Raw genomic sequence first — 20,290 nt, 5'->3', positions numbered from 1 at the left:
AACGATGATCATTACTCAATTGAAAGCATGATCAATTTTATACAGAAGCATGATCATTAATTTAATGAAGCATGATCAAATAAATAGTGAAACGATGATCATCGGTCATAGACATGTTATCCACAGATCATAACTGCTGATTTATTTAAAAATGGGAAAATAGTCTCTTTTTCACTTTTTATTGCATATGGAACGATGATCAAGAAGGAAGCTCTAGGGGTCATCGTTCCTTTATTATTATTGCTTTTCTTTACCACTAGAAAGAATGATCAAGGCTATTAGTTGTTGATTGATGGTAATAAAGCGTGTTTTTCGATAAAAAATGTCACTTCAATTTACATTCAATGTAATCTATACAAGGCTTTTCATGCTTCCGAGGCTTAATTGTACTTGATCATTGATCCGAAAGTGATCTTTGTATGAATCAAATTGAATTGACACTCTATTCCTTGATCATGTTTCCATAAGACTCATTTTCCTTACATCATTGGCCGATTAAAGTTGGAATTATCGCTGTTTTTCAATATCTAAGATTTTGAATGGGTATTTGAAGTTATTTCTGTATCGGTTATGGAACGATGATCAAGGATATTCTATTAATTTGACTTGAATTTAAGCTCATTCTTCATTCATTTTTCTAACGATTAATGAAAAGTTTATCGCTTTGAAAACTTTAATTTGGACGGTTTTGTTGCAAATTTTTTACCTATATAGAGGCCAATCCAAGTTTAATACTCCGTTTCAAGAATGCTTACAAGCTGAAATTGGTGTATTTTCTGTATATATATGGCTATAACAAAGCAATTTATTCATTTTTGTATCGTAAAATTATGTTGATTCTTGTTTTAGATTCTTCGTTTATTTTTATCTTGCCCTACCCTCTTATTTTCAAACTATTTTTTATAATATTGATTTATTATTATTTTGATTTGACATTGACCGTAATTTTATCGATTTAATTAATCGTTCCGAGGGAAATAGTATTTACATTGTAAATAGGTGACATTGTAACAGTTAAAAAGTTTTTAAATTTTAGGGTAAAGTATGGAGAAAAATATGTGAGAAAATGCACGTTTTTGTTTGTTATTGCAAATAAATGACAATTTTGCATTGAATTTATCATTACACTAAATGTGCAGCTAATCATTGTTTTTGTTGTTTTTTGTTGTACAATGATTTTTAGATCAAGTTAATTGGGCAAACTTATGAAAAGAGAACAGACGATTCAAAATCTGGAACGACTTGCTGAACAAACAAAACAAGTGCAAGCAGATCGTATCGAGATTGTTTTAGAAGAACGTAAAGATGAGCATTTCCCTGCTATGTCTAAAGCTTTAATGGAAACTCGTTCTGGGTTGACCCGTCGTAAGTTAGACGAAGCGATTGCGAAAATGGAAGCGGAAGGTCATCAATTTACTAAAAATAATGCTAACCATTATTCAATTACACTGAGTGAAGCACACCAGTTAATGGATGCTGCTGGCGTTGATATGTTCTATCAGCGTAAGAAAAACGCAGGTAATAAGCCTTGGATCGTCAATGTGCAGAACCAAAAAGGTGGCACAGGTAAATCAATGTCTGCAGTACATCTTGCGGCGTGTTTAGCATTGAACTTGGATAAGCGTTATCGAATTTGTTTAATTGATTTAGATCCGCAAGGTTCATTACGTTTGTTCCTTAACCCACAAATTAGCGTTGATGACCACGAAGAAATCTATTCTGCAGTCGATGTTATGCTAGATAACGTTCCGGAAGGGGTAGAGGTCGATACAGAGTTTTTACGCAAAAATGTATTATTACCGACCCAATATCCGAACTTAAAAACTATTTCAGCGTTTCCAGAAGATGCAATGTTTAACGCAGAAGCTTGGCAGCATTTATCACAAAATCAATCATTAGATATTGTAAAGTTATTAAAAGAAAAATTGATTGATAAGATTGCTGATGATTTCGATATTATCATGATGGATACCGGCCCGCACGTTGATCCATTAGTTTGGAATGCAATGTATGCATCTAATGCTTTATTAATTCCTTGTGCTGCTAAACGCTTAGATTGGGCATCAACGGTCAACTTTTTCCAGCATTTGCCGACAGTGTATGAAATGTTTCCTGAAGATTGGCAAGGCTTAGAGTTTGTCCGTCTAATGCCTACCATGTTTGAAGATGATAATAAAAAACAAGTTTCGGTATTAACGGAAATGAATTACCTCCTTGCTGAACAAGTGATGATGGCAACCATTCCACGTAGTCGTGCATTTGAAACTTGTGCCGATACTTACAGCACGGTCTTTGATTTAACTGCCGGTGATTTTGAAGGTGGTAAGAAAACCTTAGCTACAGCACAAGATGCTATTCAAAAAAGCGCACTAGAATTAGAGCGTGTAATGCATAGCCATTGGGCGTCATTAAACCAGGGGGATAAATAATGGCGATTAAAACTTCTGAATTGAATGCTAAATTATTTGGTAAGGCAAATAAGCGCCGTGCGACTTCTCCTGTGGAAGCTCAAGCCGCTGTAAAAGAAAAAGCACAAGTGATTGAATTGGCGATTGCTGGCCAAGATTTAGTCGCTTTTGAGTTGATGTCTGTGCCTGCCTCTGAAATCGAGAGCCAAACGGTAGTGTTTGCTGAGAATTCACGTGAACAATCATTTTTAAATGAGCATGCTTTATCTGATATTTTAGTTACTTTAAAAGAACGTGGACAGCAATATCCTGCCGTTGGTCGACGTAATGCTGAAGGTAAAATTGAAGTCTTAGATGGTAGCCGCCGTCGTATGTCGTGTATTTTGGCGCAGAAAGATTTTCTGATCTATGTTGCCGACGATATTCAATCTGACCACGCTAAGTTTTTATCTGATGTAGCAAATGCGCATAAGCCGTTGTCGTTATATGAACGTGGCCGTGAGATGCAAGCGAAACTCGACTCAGGTACTGCTGAAGATCAAAAAGCATTAGCTCAAATGTTTCAATGCAGTGAAGCCTTAGTGAGTGGGGCGCTTAAAGCCGCCGCATTACCATTAGAGTTACTACAAGCGTATCCTAATGTGAGTGATGTAGGTCGTCCGACTATCGTAAAACTGCATAAACAATACTTTTCATTACCTCAAAAGTCACAAGAAATGTTACTTGAGAAGTGTCGAAAAGAGCACGGAGCTATTTGGCAACAGTCACAATCTCAAGGTGTTGCACGCTTAACTAAAGAAGTATCAAGCCAGCTGGAAGCGTGGATTGAAGAATTACTACCTAGTAAAAAAGAGCCTGCTTCTGATAAAGTTGAGTTAGTGAAAGGGCGTGTTAGTTATACTCGCAAAGGCGCTAACTTATCGCTTTCTCTGAAAAAAGTGGATGATGAAGTGATGCAAGATATCTTAGCCTATGTGCAAGGTAAATTAGCCTAGTAAGCTTTCATCCAAGTAACCCTGGGTGTATCACTGGTCTCCTTAATTAAGCCGCCATTTGTGCGGCTTTTTTTGTCTCTGTGATATGCTTATACCCAAGTAACTTCAAAATGCGAATTTCAACAAGAATAAAACAAGCTTTAGGCAAGGCAAATTGAATATGATCATAGTTATTCTATCTCAGGTCAATTTAACGCAGCATAAAGCTTGTTTTAACTTGCCCTTCGGGAGCTCCATTAAAACCTCTTCTTTTTTATAAGAGCAAGGCCGAGTCAGATTGGTTTGAAAGGTGCTTTTCCTTCGCCAATCTTTTTTGCCTAAAGGTTTGGATGATAGCTCTGAATTCTGCACTTTGAAGTCACTTGGGTATATACCAATTACACTATTAATTTTAAATTTAGAAATAAGTATGTCAGCACTTAACTACCTTACTACCTTGTCTTCTAAGCTGCGTCTAGTTAATCAGCGCGTTGCGGTGCAACTACAGTTAAATGATGCCGATGTGCATCAATTGCTAATGCGGTTTATCGAGCATCAGAAGATTGATATCACCAGAACCGCTTGGCTTGGTGGAAATCAATCTTTGCTAGGCTGTCCACACTATACGTTTAAACAAGGTCAACGTTTACTTGGACAAGAGGTAGAGTTGCTGGTTGTGGATTTTAGCCCAGTTGGTGGTAATAGCTTTGATGCCAACAGCTTTAATGCAGCACTGGGGGCGTTGGTCGGTGGTGGCATTCTTTTTATAGTGAATTTCCAATCGTTAACGGATTCATATCAAACTCAGTGGCTTAAACAACATTTTAATCGTTGGCCGTGTATTGAGAATCTTTCGACTAATGATTTATCGCTTGATTATGTAGAGTTAAATTTATCCTCCGCAAATGTTAATCAATATGATCAGCAGGTAGAGGCTGTGGCCGCAATTGAAAAAGTCGTGACAGGCCATCGTCGCCGACCATTGGTTTTAAATGCCAATCGTGGCCGAGGAAAAACTGCCAGTCTAGGCATGGCTGCGGCAAATTTAATGTCGCAACAAGTGATGAAAATAGTCATTACTGCACCGTCTATAAATGCGCTAAATCCTTTGTTTGAATTTGCTGATAAAACGATTGGTCAATTCACTTGGTTATCTCAAACACGTACCGAATGGCACCTTTCTAATGGTTCTCAGTTACACTTTATAGCACCTGATGAATTGAATATTTCAGAAGTAGATGCGGATCTAGTTTTAGTTGATGAAGCGGCAGCCTTGCCTTTACCTATGCTAAAAAATTTCGTGAAGCGTTTTCATCGTTTAGTTTTTAGTTCCACTATTCACGGTTACGAAGGCTGTGGGCGAGGATTTTCGATTAAGTTCATGCAATGGCTGAATCGACATCGTCCTGGTTGGAAACATATAGAGTTAACTCAACCTATTCGTTGGTCTGAGAATGATCCATTAGAAAGTTGGTCATTTGAGACATTTTTACTTAATGCTGATGATGGTGTTTCTGACTTTAATCTTAATATCAACGATATTAATGCCGAGTCATTAGAGCTTTCTCAAATAGAGCTCAACTTGGTATCTAAACAACAGCTGATCAAGAATGCTGAACTATTTCGTTCTATTTTTGGTTTACTAGTGACGGCACACTATCAAACGACGCCCAATGATGTGATGCAAGTTTTAGCGTCTGACGAGATTCAGGTTTATCAGATTACTTATCAACCCATTGTCTCTAAATCTGAGGATGCTTTAGACAAACCTAAAGTGATAGGTTGTTTGTTGGTAAACATAGAAGGTGGATTAGATTCCCAATTGATTAAGGATATTCAGCTAGGAGTACGTCGACCAAAAGGTCACCTAGCTGCAGCGTATCTGACTAATCATCTAGCGATCGATCAACCAGCAGAACAAATATCAGCTCGGATTATGCGTATTGCAGTAGATCCAATTTGGCAAGGATATGGGGTAGGGAGTTTTGCTCTACAGAAATTACAGCAACAGTTAACATTAGTTGATGTCGCAAGTTCCGTTGATTTTATCTCAGTGAGTTTTGGCGCAACGGCTGAACTGATAAATTTCTGGAAAAAGTCTTTTCAGCTAGTTTCAATCGGTACACGTCGAGATCACGCTAGCGGCTGTTATTCTGTTTTTATGGTACAAGCATTATCTGAGCGAGCTAAGCATTGGGTTGAGCCAGCCACTTTAAGTTGTCTCGATAACATTCAACGTGTCCTCCCTCTGCAATATCAAGATATTGAGCACGAGACATTAGCAAGCTTATTGTTTCAGCCGAAAGAGGTTTTTGCGCAATTTTCGCTTTCACCTATGCTGTCTAATTTTGCTTTAGGGGGGAATAGCTTTGAATCGGTTGTTCCTTGGTATTGTCAGTTTGTCATCGAATATTTATCACAAGTGAATCCATTTTCTGAAGTTACTCTACAACAAAATAAAATAGGGGACGATGGCATATCGGTTGTGATTGATAAGGTGCTGCTTTTTCATTCTTGGCAAGCGGTAGCGGCAAAGCATAACCTGGCGGGTCGAAAACAAGTTGAACAACAATTACGGCGTTGGTTGCTGCAATTTACAGTGTAAATCTGTTATCACTCATGAACTCGATTTACACTGTAAACTGGCTTGTTTTAACTTGCCCTTCGGGAGCTTCATCCAAGTCCTTAGCCTGCGTTAGATTTACTTAAAAGGTGTTTACATTCCGCATAAATCTTCCTTGTCTAAAGACTTGGATGATAGCTCTGAATTCTGCATCTTGAAGTCACTTGGATACAAACTCTCTCTAACAGGGTTATTCGTTATCAATCACGAGCCTTGAATTCACCTGATGTTAAGCGCAAAATAATAAAAAATAGAATTAGGGAAAATACATGAAACTTTCTGATATGCGTCGTGAGTATGCGATGGATGCTTTAAAGCGTTCTGACTTGGCTGACAATCCTGTTGACCAATTTAACTTATGGTTAGAACAAGCAATAAAAGCAGAATTGACTGATCCTACTGCAATGACAGTTGCAACGGTTGATGAGCATGGTCAGCCTTTTCAGCGAATCGTATTATTAAAAAATGTCGATGATGATGGTTTTGTTTTTTATACCAACTTAGGTAGTCGTAAAGCTCAACACTTAGAGTGCAACCAAAAAATCAGTTTACACTTTCCTTGGCATCCTATGGAAAGGCAAGTCCACATTACCGGACACGTGGAAAAGCTCACCGCAGTGGAAAATATGAAGTACTTCACTTCACGGCCAAAAGAAAGCCAGCTAGCGGCTTGGGCGAGTAAGCAAAGTAGTCGTATTTCTGCCCGTAGCGTTTTAGAGGGCAAATACATGGAATTGAAAGCCAAATTTGCGGAAGGGAAAATTCCGGTTCCGACTTTTTGGGGAGGCTACCGAGTAAAAGTGGATACTATTGAGTTTTGGCAAGGCGGTGAGCATCGGTTACATGACCGTTTTGTGTATAGCAAGCAAGATACCTCTACTACTGATTGGGATATTTCTCGTTTAGCGCCTTAATTATTTAGTCCTATATTGAATGACATTTGACCGTAAAATAGACGTTCTTGATCATCGTTTCGGAACAATGATCAAGAAGCTTTTCTACTCAATGAGTATGATTCAAGGATGAAGGTTTGTTATGCCTACTTATGATGAATTTTACCAAGCGCCACCGAGACCTGCACAAGTTATCACCTTGCCAAGCCACATGGCACACCATCATCATGACTATACGCAGATAGTGATTGGGCTTTCAGGTAGAGCTGAATTTGATGTTGAAGGTGAAGTTAATTTAATTGGCCCTGGGCAAGGTTGTATTGTACGAGCGTCTTCGGAGCATCGTTTTGGCGGAATTGGCTCTTCTGATATCTTAGTACTCAATTTTTTAGATACCTTGAATATTGATTCTCAAGTTGCCCACTTATTAGAAGACTTATTATCTGAAGAAGTATACTTTCAACTGGATTTTGAAATTCAGCAGTTGATTCAAATGTTGGTTCGAGAAATTAAGGCTAGCCCTGAAGATATGTTACTGTGCCGAGCCTGCCAAGATACCATCATTGCTTTATTGCACCGCCACATTAAGAAATTTGAAATGTATAAAAAAGGTCATAGGCTAAATATGGACTTGCTTGATAGGTATATATTGCAACACCTATCGAGCAAAATAACGGTAGCCGATTTGTCAGCATGTGCATTTCTTGGAGAAAGTCAGTTTCATTTATTATTCAAAGCTCAAGTCGGAATGACACCACATCAATATGTCCTCACCAAACGAATTGAAGAATCTAAGCGTTTAATTAAAGAAGGTCAGTATAGCTTTGGTCATATTGCTGAAGTGGTTGGCTTTTCTGCTCAAAGTGTTTTCACCCATAGCTTTACACGAATGGTTGGTATGTCACCTTCTCAGTATCGACAAGATTATTAAACCTCTCCTTGATAAAAAATCGTATGGATTTCCCTTCACCAATGAATTTATTGAATTTTTGTGATCATGTTGGTTTTTTGTTTCATAAAATACTTTTTGTAAAATAAAACGGAGTTTAAAGCAATCACAAACGGATTTTTCCTCTTACACTTCAGATCTACTTGGGTATAGTTCCGAATTTGTATGAGGAAAATGTATGTTTACTGCTGCAGATGTATTGAAAGCGGAGTTTAATGATCAAGCTTTAAACCAACTATGGTCTTTGATTTCTCCTTTATATATGGTTGATGAATCAATTTGGCTTAAAGAATTATTGCCTTTAGCGCAGCCAAGCGATGAAGAAAAGCTGGCGATTGAAAATCAAACTACCGATTTGATTAAATCTATTCGCGCGGATAAAAAAGCCGTTCAAATGATCGATGCTTTATTGCTTGAATACAGTCTAGATACCCACGAAGGTATTTTATTAATGTGTTTAGCTGAAGCGCTTATGCGGATTCCTGATGCGGCTACAGCAGATGCATTGATTCGTGACAAATTAAGTGTTGCTGATTGGAAGTCTCACCTTAAAAATTCCGACTCTGTGTTTGTTAATGCCTCGACGTGGGGATTGATGCTGACCGGTAAAGTCGTCGGTTTAAAAGAATCGGAAGCGCAAAGTCCAACCCAAGGTTTGAATCGCCTAGTCAACAAAATGTCTGAACCTGTTATTCGTAAAGCGATGCATCAAGCGATGAAAATTATGGGTCATCAATTTGTGCTAGGCCGTAATATTGCGGAAGCACAAAAAAATGGTAAAAACATGCGTGAAAAGGGCTACACCTATTCGTATGACATGTTAGGTGAAGCGGCGTTAACTACTCAAGATGCTCAAAAATACTTTAATGATTATTTAATGGCAATCAAAGCGGTTGGTAATGATAAATTTGATCATTCAGTGAGCCCAGCCCCTTCGGTTTCAATCAAATTATCGGCGTTACATCCTCGCTACGAAGTTGCCAATAAAGAACGCGTGATGAATGAGCTATATGCCACCGTGGAGCAACTTATTTTACAAGCTCGACAACTTGGCGTGGCTTTAACCATTGATGCGGAAGAAGCCGACCGCCTTGAAATGTCCCTCGAGTTATTTGAAAAGCTTTATCGCAGTGAATCTGCAAAAGGGTGGGGCAAGTTTGGTTTGGTGATTCAAGCTTATTCTAAACGCGCACTACCTGTTTTAGTCTGGTTAAATGCACTTGCTAAAGAACAAGGCGACCTCATTCCACTACGTTTGGTAAAAGGTGCGTATTGGGATAGTGAAATTAAGTGGTCTCAACAAGCCGGCTATTCAAACTACCCAGTTTACACTCGTAAAGAAGCCACAGATGTTGCTTATCTTGCGTGTGCACGTTTCTTATTAAGTGAACATGTACGTGGCAATATTTTTCCACAATTTGCTAGCCACAATGCTCATACGGTTACGGCTATTGCGACAATGGCGGAACATAAAGATTACGAATTCCAGCGCCTACATGGTATGGGGGATTCTTTGTATGAACATGCGATGAAAGCGTTTAAGCAATCCGTCAGAATCTATGCACCAGTAGGTAGCCACAAAGATTTATTACCTTATCTAGTCCGTCGTTTACTTGAAAATGGGGCTAATAGTTCGTTTGTTCATCGCTTGGTTGATGCTCGTTGCCCAATTGAAACTCTCAATCAACATCCGGTTGAAACTTTGACCGCACATCAGGAATATCACAATACGGCGATTCCACTACCACCAGCGATATTTAATGAGAGAAAAAATTCTTATGGCGTCAATATTGATATCCAAAGTGAGCTAGAGCCATTTGAAGCACAAGTTGAACATTGGCTTGCTCAAACATGGCAAGGTGGTCCTATCATTGCTGGCCAAAAATATTTCGAAAGCATGATCAAGGATACAGAAAGTGCCGATGCGCAGGTGCAATTAATTACAGCGCCTTATGATAGAAAGATCCCTGTTGGATCTGTGGTTCATGCGAGCCTTGATCATGTTTCCGTCGCAATTGAAGCTGCTCAATCATGCTTCCATGAATGGAACAAGGTTAGTTATCAAGAACGTGGCGAAAAATTAGACCGTTTGGCGGATCTTTTAGAAGATCACTTGCCAGAATTGGTTGCCATTTGCCATAAGGAAGCGGGTAAAACCATCCATGATTCTATTGATGAAGTACGTGAAGCTGTCGATTTTTGTCGTTTTTACAGTAAACAAGATGCCATTTTTGAGCCTAATAAACAGTTAGGGTTTGATGGGGTAGAGCGCACGATTTACCGTGAAGGTTGTGGGGTATTTGTGTGTATTAGCCCATGGAACTTCCCTCTAGCAATTTTCTTAGGGCAAATTACTGCCGCACTTGCGAGTGGTAATACTGTTATTGCAAAACCAGCTGAGCAAACTAGCTTAATTGCAACACGAGCCGTTGAGTTAATGCTTGAAGCGGGGATTCCATCTGGTGCAATTCAATTGTTAACCGGGCAAGGTTCTGAAATTGGTCCTGTATTAACATCTCATCCTGCGATTGCTGGTGTGGCATTTACAGGCTCAACACCAACAGCACAGCGAATTAACGCCACGCTTGCTCAACGTGATGCTGAGCCTGTGCCATTTATTGCTGAAACCGGTGGTCAAAATGCCATGATAGTTGATAGTACCGCTTTACCTGAGCAAGTGGTTCGTGACGTTTTGCGTTCCGCTTTTGCTTCGGCAGGTCAACGTTGTTCTGCGTTACGTGTGCTTTACGTACAAGAAGATATCGCAGATCGAATTATTGAATTAATCAAAGGTGCAATGGCAGAACTATCGGTTGGTTTACCTTACTTACATAAAACCGATGTTGGGCCTGTAATTGATACAGCGGCGAAAGAGAAACTTATTGCACACATCAATGAAATGAAGAAAACCCAAAAGCTGGTGACAGAGCTGACCTTATCAGCAGAGTGCCAAGCGGGAGATTTTGTCTCACCAACCGCATTTGAAATTGATGATATTCGTGTGCTGACGGAAGAAAAATTCGGGCCACTGTTACATATCATCCGCTTTAAAGCCGATAAATTGCCACAAGTGGTTAAAGATATTAACCAAACCGGATTTGGTTTAACTATGGGCGTACATAGTCGTAATGAAACCACTTATCGTTGGATTGAGAAACAAGCGCGTGTCGGAAACTGCTATATCAATCGCGACCAAGTTGGAGCTGTAGTTGGAGTTCAACCATTTGGTGGACAAGGATTATCTGGCACTGGCCCTAAAGCTGGCGGCCCGCACTATTTATACCGTTTTTCTAAAGTGGCGATGTCCACTGAAACTGAATCTATTTAGGAGAGTACTATGCAAACTATTACTCGTTTTTCTGAAGTAACGTTCTTTGATGCAAATACCGCTTGGGAACAGTGGAATTTGACAGAATATACTTTTAAAAGTGAATGTTTACGTTCAGTTTCTCGCAACTTGGAAGAAACGCAACCGGCATTAAGTGCTGTGATGAATTTTCACTTACAACAAGCTAATGAACGTTTATCTGAGCCTAAATTAATGCCAGGACCCACCGGTGAAACCAATGAGCTATATACGGCGGGTAGAGGCATTTGTGCATTAATTGTAGAACCAGGAATGCCTTGGGTTGCAGTCATTGCCCCATTCACGGCTGCTTTAATTGCTGGCAATGCCGTATTGATTTGTTGTGATGATAAAGCACTGAATCAATGCCTTGAAAATGCAATAAGCAATGTATTGCCGGCACATTTAGTACATATCGTGGCGTATGATTCTTATCAATCGGTGATTGAAGCGGATATTCGACTTACTGCTTTTGTTGGGAGGACTAAAACGCAAAGGTCAATAAACGCAGATTTAGCCCACAAGAAAGGTGCAATTGTTCCTTTTATTGCAGAAACGCTTGCAGATGAAAACACTCAAGATAGATGTGATTCACTAAGTTTAGTACAAGCTCATGATCCTAGCTTTGTTCTACGTTTTATTACTGAGCGAACTCGCACTATTAACATAACTGCCGTCGGAGGAAACGCGACTCTGCTAGAGTTAGGAAATCAACATTAAATATATGTGATACTTGAGTTAAAACTGATTCTTATTATTATAACTATCAATTATTTAGTATCATAACTGTCTACTACACAACAAAAAGCCCCTCAGGATAGAGGGGCTAATCATATAAAAGGTATAATTATGATTGAAAATAGTTTTGCTATTACTAGCACATTTTTCGGATACCTCGTCTTAATGCTTGCCATTGGCTATGTAGCATATAAACGTACTTCAAGTTCAACCGATTACTTCCTTGGAGGAAGAACCCTTGGTCCTTGGCCGGCTGCATTATCAGCCGGTGCATCAGATATGAGTGGTTGGTTATTGTTGGGGGTTCCTGGGTATGCTTATGCTTCGGGATTAGAGGCGACTTGGATTTGTGGTGGCCTACTTGTCGGGACTTGGCTTAACTGGTTGGTGAGTGCCAAGCGTCTTCGTACCTACAGTATTACAACGGATGCGATCACTATTCCTGATTTCTTATCTCGTCGCTTTCTAGATAATTCAAAACTTATTCAAACCATTTCCGCTTTCTTTATTTTATTGTTTTTCTTGTTCTACACCAGTTCTGGTTTAGTGGCAGGCGGTAAATTGTTTGAAACAGTATTTGGCCTTGATTATAAAATTGCGGTTATCATTGGTACGGTTTGTGTCATCTCATACACCTTGTTTGGCGGTTTCCTTGCGGTAGCTTGGACCGACTTAGTGCAAGGCTTATTGATGTCTGCAGCACTACTGATTGTTCCCATTGCGGCAATGAGTGGCGGTTTTACGCAAGTTGATATCGACCTGAATAATATTAATCCTGAATTGCTAAACATGTGGACATCCGCGCAAGGGGAGCCATTAACGGCAATTGCGATTATTTCTCTCGTTGCATGGGGCCTAGGTTACTTTGGTCAACCACATATTTTGGCGCGTTTTAAAGCCACTCGTAGCAATAAAGATTTAACAACGGCTCGTCGCATCGCGGTGATATGGACTGCGCTATCAATGGCAGGTGCAATTATGGTTGGTCTGGTTGGCTTAATTTATGTTAATGGACACCCAACACTTGCAATTGAAGATGGTGAAAAGATCTTCATGATTCTGGTGAATGCTATTTTCCATCCAGTGATGGCTGGTATCTTACTTGCGGCTATTTTAGCGGCAATCATGAGTACTGCTGATTCTCAGTTATTGGTGTCTTCTTCAGCACTTGCTGAGGATTTCTACAAGCAAGTATTTAAGAAAGATGCGACGCCTGAACAAGTGGTTGTCGTTGGTCGTATCGCGGTTATCGGCGTTTCTGTATTTGCTTTGGTGCTTGCGATGAATCCTGAAAGCTCGGTATTGGGCTTAGTGTCTTATGCATGGGCTGGTTTTGGTGCGGCATTTGGTCCAGCTATTGTACTGAGCTTGTACTGGTCTAAGATGAACCGTAATGGCGCACTAGCGGGTATTATTATTGGTGGTGCGACCATCGTTATTTGGAAGCAATTAACCGGTGGTTGGTTCGATGTTTATGAAATTGTACCAGGCGTCATTTTCTCTACCATTTCGATTGTTGCGGTGAGCTTATTAACTGGTGGTCCAAGTGAAGAAGTTATTCAGCAGTACAAAAAATATCAGCGCCAATTAGAAGAATTAGATTAATCTATTTCTGACAATTTGACGGTAATTTAGCCCTCATTGTTTAAGCAATGGGGGCTTTTACCTTTATACCCAAGTAACTTCAAGATGAGAGTTTCAGCAAGAATAAAACAAGCTTTAGGCAAGGCAAATTGAATATGATCATAGTGATTCTATCTCTGTTCAATTTAACGTAGCATAGAGCTTGTTTTAACTTGCCCTTCGGGAGCTTCATTCAAACCTTTATGCCGCGTCAGATTGGTTTGAAAGGTGCCTACATTCCTGTGCCAATCTTCCTTGCCTAAAAGTTTGGATGATAGCTCTGAATTCTGCACCTTGAAGTCACTTGGGTATAGATGTCTATCGTGATTTTAGTCATGAAAATAACCACATAAGGCAGCATCTAATGACAGTGAAAAAAAATTAAACTACTTAGATCAAGTTTTTAAAAATAACCCTATACAACGATGAAAAACCCGAGTATCTTTAAACACGGCCTGTAACGGACCTATTTATTTGAAATTTGCTTTAGAAGTCTTCGCAACACCTGATATACCAGTTAAGTGTCATGAAGTGCCTCCTTTTAAGTATCCTCACTTAAGTAACTCTATTCCCGGCTATAACACGCAACAAGCGTAATTGATTAGTAAAAAATATTTATAGGATTTACCCATGTCTAAGACAACTGGTACAGTTAAGTGGTTTAACGAAGAGAAAGGTTTCGGTTTCATCACTCAAGAGAATGGCGGCGCAGACGTATTTGTTCACTTCCGTGCTATCACAGGTGAAGGTTTCCGCACTCTAGCTGAAGGCCAAAAAGTAGCGTTTGAAGTTGAGCAAGGTCAAAAAGGCCCTCAAGCTGCAAACGTTGAAGTACTATAATTAAGTACTTATAACGAATTAAAAAAAGCCGCACTTGTTGCGGCTTTTTTGTTGCCAATTTTTCCTAAGTTTAAGATCTTTGAGTAATGCCAATGACTGAATCAGCGAACCAAGTTTACCATCAACATGATTTCTCCTCTCAAGATCTCAGTTATGAAGTGTTTAAAAAATGCCATTTTTATCAGTGTAATTTTTCTCATTCTGATTTGTCCGATGCACAATTTATTGATTGTGTTTTTATTGAATCTGGAGATGTCATTGGTTGCAATTTTGCCTACGCTAAACTGAACGATGCTAGTTTTAAGCATTGTAACTTGAGCATGTCTAATTTTGATGGTGCTTCGGCTTTTGGGGTTGAAATGCGTCATTGTATGTTGAAAGGTGCAAGCTTTGTTCGTACTTTGTTTGCCAATCATATTACTCACAATACTTATTTCTGTTCGGCCTATATTACCCAGTGTGATTTGTCTTACTCAAACTTAGAAAATCAACGCTTAGAAAAATGCGACTTGTTTGAAAACCGTTGGCGTGGTGCTAATCTACAAAGCGTTTCGTTTGAAGGCTCTGATCTGAGTCGAGGTGAGTTTTCTAGCGAACAATGGAGTCAAGCAAACTGGAAAAGCTGCAACCTTGCACATGTTGAACTTGAAGGCTTAGACATTCGTACTGTGAACTTAAAAGGTGTGATGATTTGTCAGTGGCAACAAGAAATGTTGCTTGAACATTTGGGTGTGATCACCATTCCAGATTAAATATACCCAAGTAACTTCAGGGAGATGAAATTCGCATCTTGAAGTTACTTAGATATACAGTTTACAGTGTAAATTAACTCAATAATAACAATGGTTAGGAAACAATATGTCGTCTGATTTTTATGGCTCTAGTGCCAGTTATGCACGTAAAGAAAGTGGTTATCGAGAAAAGGCTTTAAAGCTTTATCCTTGGATTTGTGGCAACTGTGCTCGCGAATTTGTGTACTCTAATTTGCGCGAATTGACAGTGCACCACAAAGACCATGATCATACTAATAACCCAGAAGATGGCAGTAATTGGGAATTGCTTTGCTTGTATTGCCATGACCACGAGCACTCTAAATATTTGGAGCATGATTTATATGGTTCGGCTGATTCAACTCCAAAAGAAGATGAGCACCAAGCTGCAACTCATAATCCATTTGCTAACTTGAAAGATTTACTGAAAAAGTAATTAAGATGAACGGTTATGATTAGCGATCGGTTATCCATTCGTTCTTACATTAGTCAATCACGCCAACATAAGCATGACTATCACCAAATTGTACTGCCATTGCAAGGCGTGATTGAAATGCAAGTTGGGGAGTTTGATGGAAAAGTCAGTGTTGGCGATGCTATCGTTATTCACGCTGGTTTGAATCATGCTTTTTCTGCCGATGAAGCTGCGCGTTTTTTAGTGGTCGATCTCAGTCAATTACCTTCGAGTTTGTGCCGTAGTCTAACCCCAAAGTTTTTATTATCTCCAGCGATTCTCGCTTATGTGCAGTTTTGTGGGTTGCAATTAATGAGCAAAACAGATGCTCACTTAGAGAGTGAGATGTGCTGTATGTTATTACAACTGTTAGAGCAACAAGGACCGCAGCTTAGAATTGATCCTCGTATTGCGAATGTCGTCAGTGAAATACAGCAAGATATTAGTCAAAACTGGTCAGTTGAACGACTGGCAAAGCTGTCCTTTTTAAGCCCTACACAATTTAAAACCGTATTTAAGTCTAATTTAGGCGAAACTAGTCAACAGTTTGTATTACAGCTTCGAATGGAAAAAGCCAAAGCGCTATTAACGCATACCGATCTTCCTGTGCAATTGATCGGAGAAAAAGTCGGCTTTTCCAACCCCTCAGCATTTACTCGTCGTTTTAGCCAGTTTTTTGGCCAGCCACCTAAATCGTATCGATAACCATCATTTTAGTCATAAAGACCGTCTGATCAGCACATTTTATCTACCAATGATTCTTATACTGAAAACTCACTTGGGTAAAGTTATGGATTCAAAAGGTTAAAAATGCAAAGGATTGAAAATTTACGTTCACCTGTTCGCTTTGAAACGGCAGCCCCTTTGCTGTTCTTACTGATGTGGAGTAGTGGGGCGGTAATGGTGAAAATGGGGCTAATAGATGCGTCACCTTGGACGTTTCTATTCCTACGAGCAATGGCTACTTTCCTATTCTCCACCATTGTATTACTAGTGGTGAAACCTAAATTAAAGTTTGAATTATTTCGTCATGATAAAGCTTCGGTTATCGCGGTATTAAAAGTCGGTTTCTTTTTACAGTTTGCCTACTTGAGTACTTATATTTTGTCGATTGACGCCGGGATATCACCAGGGTTGATTACCATGATATTAGGCTTTCAGCCGCTTATCACACCATTTCTTGCGAAAGAAAGTATGTCGAAACAAGGTTATGCTTTGTTAGCGCTTGGCTTTATCGGCTTATGTATCGCGGTTTTAGGTGCAAAAGGGATCGATGCTTCACATGTGATAGGTTTGTTGTTTGCTTTGCTGGCTTTAATATCGTTAACCTTTGGCACCATCAAGCAAAAAGGTATCAATATGAATATTGAAAGTATGGTGGTCTACCAAAACTTATTCACTTTATTGTTATTTAGCGTGGTTGCTTTATGTACTGACTGGCAAGTTGAATGGACCAATGAGCTGTTTATTTCGTTATTTTGGATGAGTATTGTGGTCTCCGTTGGCGCGGTGATGTTGTTGCTTTATATGCTTAAGCGAGGCAGTGCCAGTCAAGTGAGTGTGTTGTTTTATTGCATACCTCTTTTGGCCATTATGTTTGACTATTTGATCTTTGGTGAACAGCTGAGTGGTATTACTATGGTTGGTATTGTCGTAGTGGTGGTCGCGGTGTATTGGTTTCAAAAACTAAAACCAGTTCAAGCTGATGCAAATAAATGCACAAAATAACAATTGAATAGAAAGTGGGTTGATGTTTTTATATACAAAATATTGATAAAAAGGAGTTTCTGATGGATTTGTGGCACGGATTAGTTTTAATTACCTCTATTCATTTATTAGCCGCCGCTTCTCCCGGGCCGGATTTCATACTGGTTTCGCAACAAACTATATCAAATGGTAAAAAAGCAGGTCTGTTGTGTAGTGTTGGTATTGCACTAGGTCTATCGATTCATATTCTCTATTCTGCTTTTGGTTTAGCGGCAATTATTGCTAATTCAGCAAGTTTACTTTGGGTGATTAAAGTACTCGGTGGTGGTTATTTGATCTATCTAGGTTGGCAGGGACTAAAAGCGAAAGCCGCATTACCTGATGAAGTTGAGTTGCCAGTAGTGAAAGTACAGTCTGCTAAAAAGATGATTGGAATGGGGTTTTTGTGTAATGCACTTAACCCTAAAGCGCCGATTTATTTCGTGTCTTTATTCACTTTAGTACTGTCAGCGGATATGCCGATCTATCAAATTGCGATTTATGGTGTATGGATTATGCTTTTACAGTTTGCATGGTTCTCTTTGATTGTGACGTTATTATCTCGCCCGGCAATTAATAAGAAGTTTAAGCAATGTGGTCACTGGATAGATCGAGTACTTGGTGGCGCGATGGTTGCACTAGGCATTAAGTTGATGATTACTCGAAGTTAACTAAAATGAAAAAGGAGCTCATATTGAGCTCCTTTTTGCGTTCTTAGTTAATGAAGTTATTAATCAACAAGCTTCATTTCTTGAATAATATCAGAGGCAATTTCCGGTTTAGTACTTGTCGGAGTCGCATGTAGCTCTGCTTTCAATTGGCCTTTACGGTTTTTAAGCCCTGTTTCTAATTTTTTAACCGCAGCTGCAATTGCTGGATACATCACTTTGTCTTCAGCTTTAGCTGAGATGCGAACGCCTTCATAGTTGGTGAAGGTTTCAACTTGGTGTTCATTATGCTGTTTCGTGATAATAATGTCGCAGCTGATTAAGTCGGGGAAGTGTGAAGATATTTTATCGAATTTTCCTTCAATCTCAGTACGTGAGTCTTCACTGAGAGAAACATGATGCGTTTGGATGTTTATTTTCATACACAATACCTTCTGTTGAAGAACTTTAAACTTAAAAAGTTCGATTCGGATGTCTATCCCTAAGTGAAAAGGCGAATAGCTTTATTGTCATTAAACGCGCCGTTTTCGCTCTCCACTTTTATTGAAGCTAACAAACTTTATGACAATAAGCAAAGAGGTTTGTTCCTATTTTTAAGTTTAGCAACAAAATCAATTTTCGTTAGAACATCCCAATTTTCTTTTCGGAAACAAATGTCCTTCCCTTCACATAAATGACGTTGAATTGTTGTGTTAATTTGCAACTTAATGGTTTTTATTGTTAATGCTTTTTTACTTTGATGTGTTTAGTAAATTCTTTTGTTTCAAAGTCTTACAAATGTTTTATGAGAATAAGATATCTAATGAATCCATGTTGGAGGAATTGGATTAAGATGGGGGGATTGTATTTGGTCATTCACTATGAATGACCAATTTGGGATATATTTAAAAACAAGAAGTCAGTGAGAAAAATATGAAGCTTAGACCTGAGATAATGATTTCTTCATTAGATTTAGATCGGTTATACGATTTGCTTGAATCAATACCGAGAAATAGTGTTCCAGGCGTTACTGAGTTAGAAAAAGAGCTTAACCGTGCGGTTGTGGTTGCGCCAAATGAGATTCCACCAACTATTGTTACGATGAACTCAACCGTTCAGTTTCGTGTCGAGTCGACGAATAAAGATTTTGAACTTACTTTAGTGTATCCGAAAGACGTAGATGGTGATGGCAAGACGATTTCAGTCCTTGCGCCTGTTGGCAGTGCATTACTCGGCCTTTCGGTTGGAGAGGAAATTGAGTGGCCAAAACCAGGTGGTGGTAGCCTAATAGTAAAAATTATGAAAATCACCTATCAGCCAGAGCGTATGGGTGAATATCAACTTTAATTTACAAGCTTGAACGAGCTTGCCTATTGTAAAAAGAAAAGCTGTATTGATGAGAGTCAATACAGCTTTTTTGTGGTCGTTACGCTACAGAAAGGGTCTTTTTGCTTTGATAGATCTCTTTTTTACGGCGTTTTTCTGCTTTTGCCATGATAAACCACATGCTAAAGGTAAACAGGGATACACACAGTAAGATCAAACTGGCAATTGCGTTAATCTCAGGTTTCACCCCTAAACGTACCGAGGAGAAAATTTCCATCGGTAGTGTCGTTGACCCCGGTCCTGATACAAAGCTTGCTAATACTAAATCGTCGAGTGATAAAGCAAACGCCATCATGCCACCAGCGACTAATGATGGTGCGATCATTGGAATGGTAATCTGCATAAATACCTTCCAAGGCTTTGCACCTAAATCCATCGCCGCTTCTTCCATTGATATATCAAGCTCACGCAAGCGAGATGAGACTAAGATGGCCACATACGAACTGGTGAATGTAGTATGGGCTATCCAAATCGTCATCATGCCGCGTTCTACTGGCCAACCGATTAGATTATTCATTGCTACAAATAGCAGTAGCAATGAAAGGCCAGTGATCACTTCAGGCATCACTAATGGCGCGGTAACCATACCACCCAGTAATGATTTACCGTGAAAGCGAGGAATTCGCGTTAGTACAAAAGCAGCCACAGTGCCTAATGCAACCGCAGAAATAGCGGTGTAAAAAGCGATTTTTAATGAGCGAAATACAGAGCCCATTAGCTGCGTATTTTCCCACAGCGAGCCATACCATTGAGTTGACCATCCACCCCAGACTGTCACTAGTTTGGAGGCGTTAAATGAATAAATCACCATGATAACTAGCGGCAAGTAAATGAAGATTAAGCCTATTAGCAACATTAGATTTGCAAAACCAAAACGTTTCATCGTTATTCCT

General features: G+C 39.4%; 17 protein-coding genes. 15 read left to right on the top strand and 2 right to left on the bottom strand.

Features of this window, described 5'->3' with window-relative positions:
- Nucleotides 1–1,205: 1,205 nt before the first annotated feature.
- The 14 genes from QQJ93_RS02375 to QQJ93_RS02310 all read left to right on the top strand — a co-directional run bounded on the left by QQJ93_RS02375 (nucleotide 1,206) and on the right by QQJ93_RS02310 (nucleotide 18,035).
- Nucleotides 1,206–2,429, top strand: a complete 1,224-nt coding sequence (locus QQJ93_RS02375) for an AAA family ATPase (protein ID WP_089123907.1) — start codon at nucleotides 1,206–1,208, stop codon at nucleotides 2,427–2,429.
- Entirely contained in the window at nucleotides 2,429–3,403 is a 975-nt protein-coding gene (locus tag QQJ93_RS02370; protein WP_089123906.1) for a ParB/RepB/Spo0J family partition protein, read from the top strand. The genes QQJ93_RS02375 and QQJ93_RS02370 overlap by 1 nt, the downstream gene beginning before the upstream one ends.
- 409 nt (nucleotides 3,404–3,812) lie before the next feature.
- Nucleotides 3,813–5,987: a tRNA(Met) cytidine acetyltransferase TmcA domain-containing protein gene (locus QQJ93_RS02365; protein ID WP_089123905.1), complete on the top strand. Its 2,175-nt coding sequence runs from the start codon at nucleotides 3,813–3,815 to the stop codon at nucleotides 5,985–5,987.
- 287 nt (nucleotides 5,988–6,274) lie between these two features.
- On the top strand, nucleotides 6,275–6,919 hold the full coding sequence (gene pdxH, locus QQJ93_RS02360; RefSeq protein ID WP_089123904.1) for a pyridoxamine 5'-phosphate oxidase: 645 nt from the start codon (nucleotides 6,275–6,277) through the stop codon (nucleotides 6,917–6,919).
- Nucleotides 6,920–7,040: 121 nt separating this feature from the next.
- The gene (locus tag QQJ93_RS02355) at nucleotides 7,041–7,829 is read left to right on the top strand and encodes a helix-turn-helix transcriptional regulator (RefSeq protein WP_089123903.1); all 789 of its coding nucleotides are present in this window, start codon (nucleotides 7,041–7,043) and stop codon (nucleotides 7,827–7,829) included.
- A 196-nt stretch (nucleotides 7,830–8,025) separates the two neighbouring features.
- Entirely contained in the window at nucleotides 8,026–11,175 is a 3,150-nt protein-coding gene (gene putA, locus QQJ93_RS02350) for a bifunctional proline dehydrogenase/L-glutamate gamma-semialdehyde dehydrogenase PutA (protein WP_089123902.1), read from the top strand.
- A gap of 9 nt (nucleotides 11,176–11,184) precedes the next feature.
- On the top strand, nucleotides 11,185–11,913 hold the full coding sequence (locus tag QQJ93_RS02345; protein WP_089123901.1) for a 1-pyrroline-5-carboxylate dehydrogenase: 729 nt from the start codon (nucleotides 11,185–11,187) through the stop codon (nucleotides 11,911–11,913).
- A 129-nt stretch (nucleotides 11,914–12,042) separates the two neighbouring features.
- On the top strand, nucleotides 12,043–13,536 hold the full coding sequence (gene putP / locus QQJ93_RS02340) for a sodium/proline symporter PutP (RefSeq protein WP_179949230.1): 1,494 nt from the start codon (nucleotides 12,043–12,045) through the stop codon (nucleotides 13,534–13,536).
- A gap of 648 nt (nucleotides 13,537–14,184) precedes the next feature.
- Nucleotides 14,185–14,394, top strand: a complete 210-nt coding sequence (gene cspE / locus QQJ93_RS02335; protein WP_017025474.1) for a transcription antiterminator/RNA stability regulator CspE — start codon at nucleotides 14,185–14,187, stop codon at nucleotides 14,392–14,394.
- 92 nt (nucleotides 14,395–14,486) lie between these two features.
- Nucleotides 14,487–15,146 (top strand): Qnr family pentapeptide repeat protein, encoded by a 660-nt coding sequence (locus tag QQJ93_RS02330; protein ID WP_089124525.1) that lies wholly within the window; start codon nucleotides 14,487–14,489, stop codon nucleotides 15,144–15,146.
- Nucleotides 15,147–15,252: 106 nt separating this feature from the next.
- Nucleotides 15,253–15,600 (top strand): YajD family HNH nuclease, encoded by a 348-nt coding sequence (locus QQJ93_RS02325; protein ID WP_027695504.1) that lies wholly within the window; start codon nucleotides 15,253–15,255, stop codon nucleotides 15,598–15,600.
- 15 nt (nucleotides 15,601–15,615) lie between these two features.
- Nucleotides 15,616–16,323, top strand: a complete 708-nt coding sequence (locus QQJ93_RS02320) for an AraC family transcriptional regulator (protein ID WP_089123900.1) — start codon at nucleotides 15,616–15,618, stop codon at nucleotides 16,321–16,323.
- A 105-nt stretch (nucleotides 16,324–16,428) separates the two neighbouring features.
- A complete protein-coding gene (locus QQJ93_RS02315; RefSeq protein WP_089123899.1) occupies nucleotides 16,429–17,346 on the top strand; it encodes a DMT family transporter in 918 nt (305 codons plus the stop codon).
- Nucleotides 17,347–17,408: 62 nt separating this feature from the next.
- A complete protein-coding gene (locus tag QQJ93_RS02310; protein ID WP_089123898.1) occupies nucleotides 17,409–18,035 on the top strand; it encodes a LysE family translocator in 627 nt (208 codons plus the stop codon).
- Between the two features lie 59 nt (nucleotides 18,036–18,094).
- Here the strand turns inward: QQJ93_RS02310 and hpf are convergent, their stop codons facing one another.
- Nucleotides 18,095–18,454, bottom strand: coding sequence for a ribosome hibernation-promoting factor, HPF/YfiA family (gene hpf, locus QQJ93_RS02305; RefSeq protein WP_089123897.1), 360 nt, complete (start codon nucleotides 18,452–18,454; stop codon nucleotides 18,095–18,097).
- Between the two features lie 490 nt (nucleotides 18,455–18,944).
- Between hpf and rnk the strand changes: the two genes are divergently transcribed.
- The gene (gene rnk, locus QQJ93_RS02300) at nucleotides 18,945–19,358 is read left to right on the top strand and encodes a nucleoside diphosphate kinase regulator (RefSeq protein WP_089123896.1); all 414 of its coding nucleotides are present in this window, start codon (nucleotides 18,945–18,947) and stop codon (nucleotides 19,356–19,358) included.
- Between the two features lie 79 nt (nucleotides 19,359–19,437).
- On the opposite strand, the gene QQJ93_RS02295 is transcribed toward rnk, so the two are convergent.
- Nucleotides 19,438–20,280, bottom strand: a complete 843-nt coding sequence (locus tag QQJ93_RS02295) for an ABC transporter permease subunit (protein WP_089123895.1) — start codon at nucleotides 20,278–20,280, stop codon at nucleotides 19,438–19,440.
- Between the last annotated feature and the right edge of the window lie 10 nt (nucleotides 20,281–20,290).

The organism is Vibrio algivorus (assembly GCF_030161215.1).
GTDB classification, from domain to species: Bacteria; Pseudomonadota; Gammaproteobacteria; order Enterobacterales; family Vibrionaceae; genus Vibrio; species Vibrio algivorus.
The sequence above is the reverse complement of the archived record's forward strand: the minus strand, read 5'-3'. Positions and strand labels throughout refer to the sequence as shown.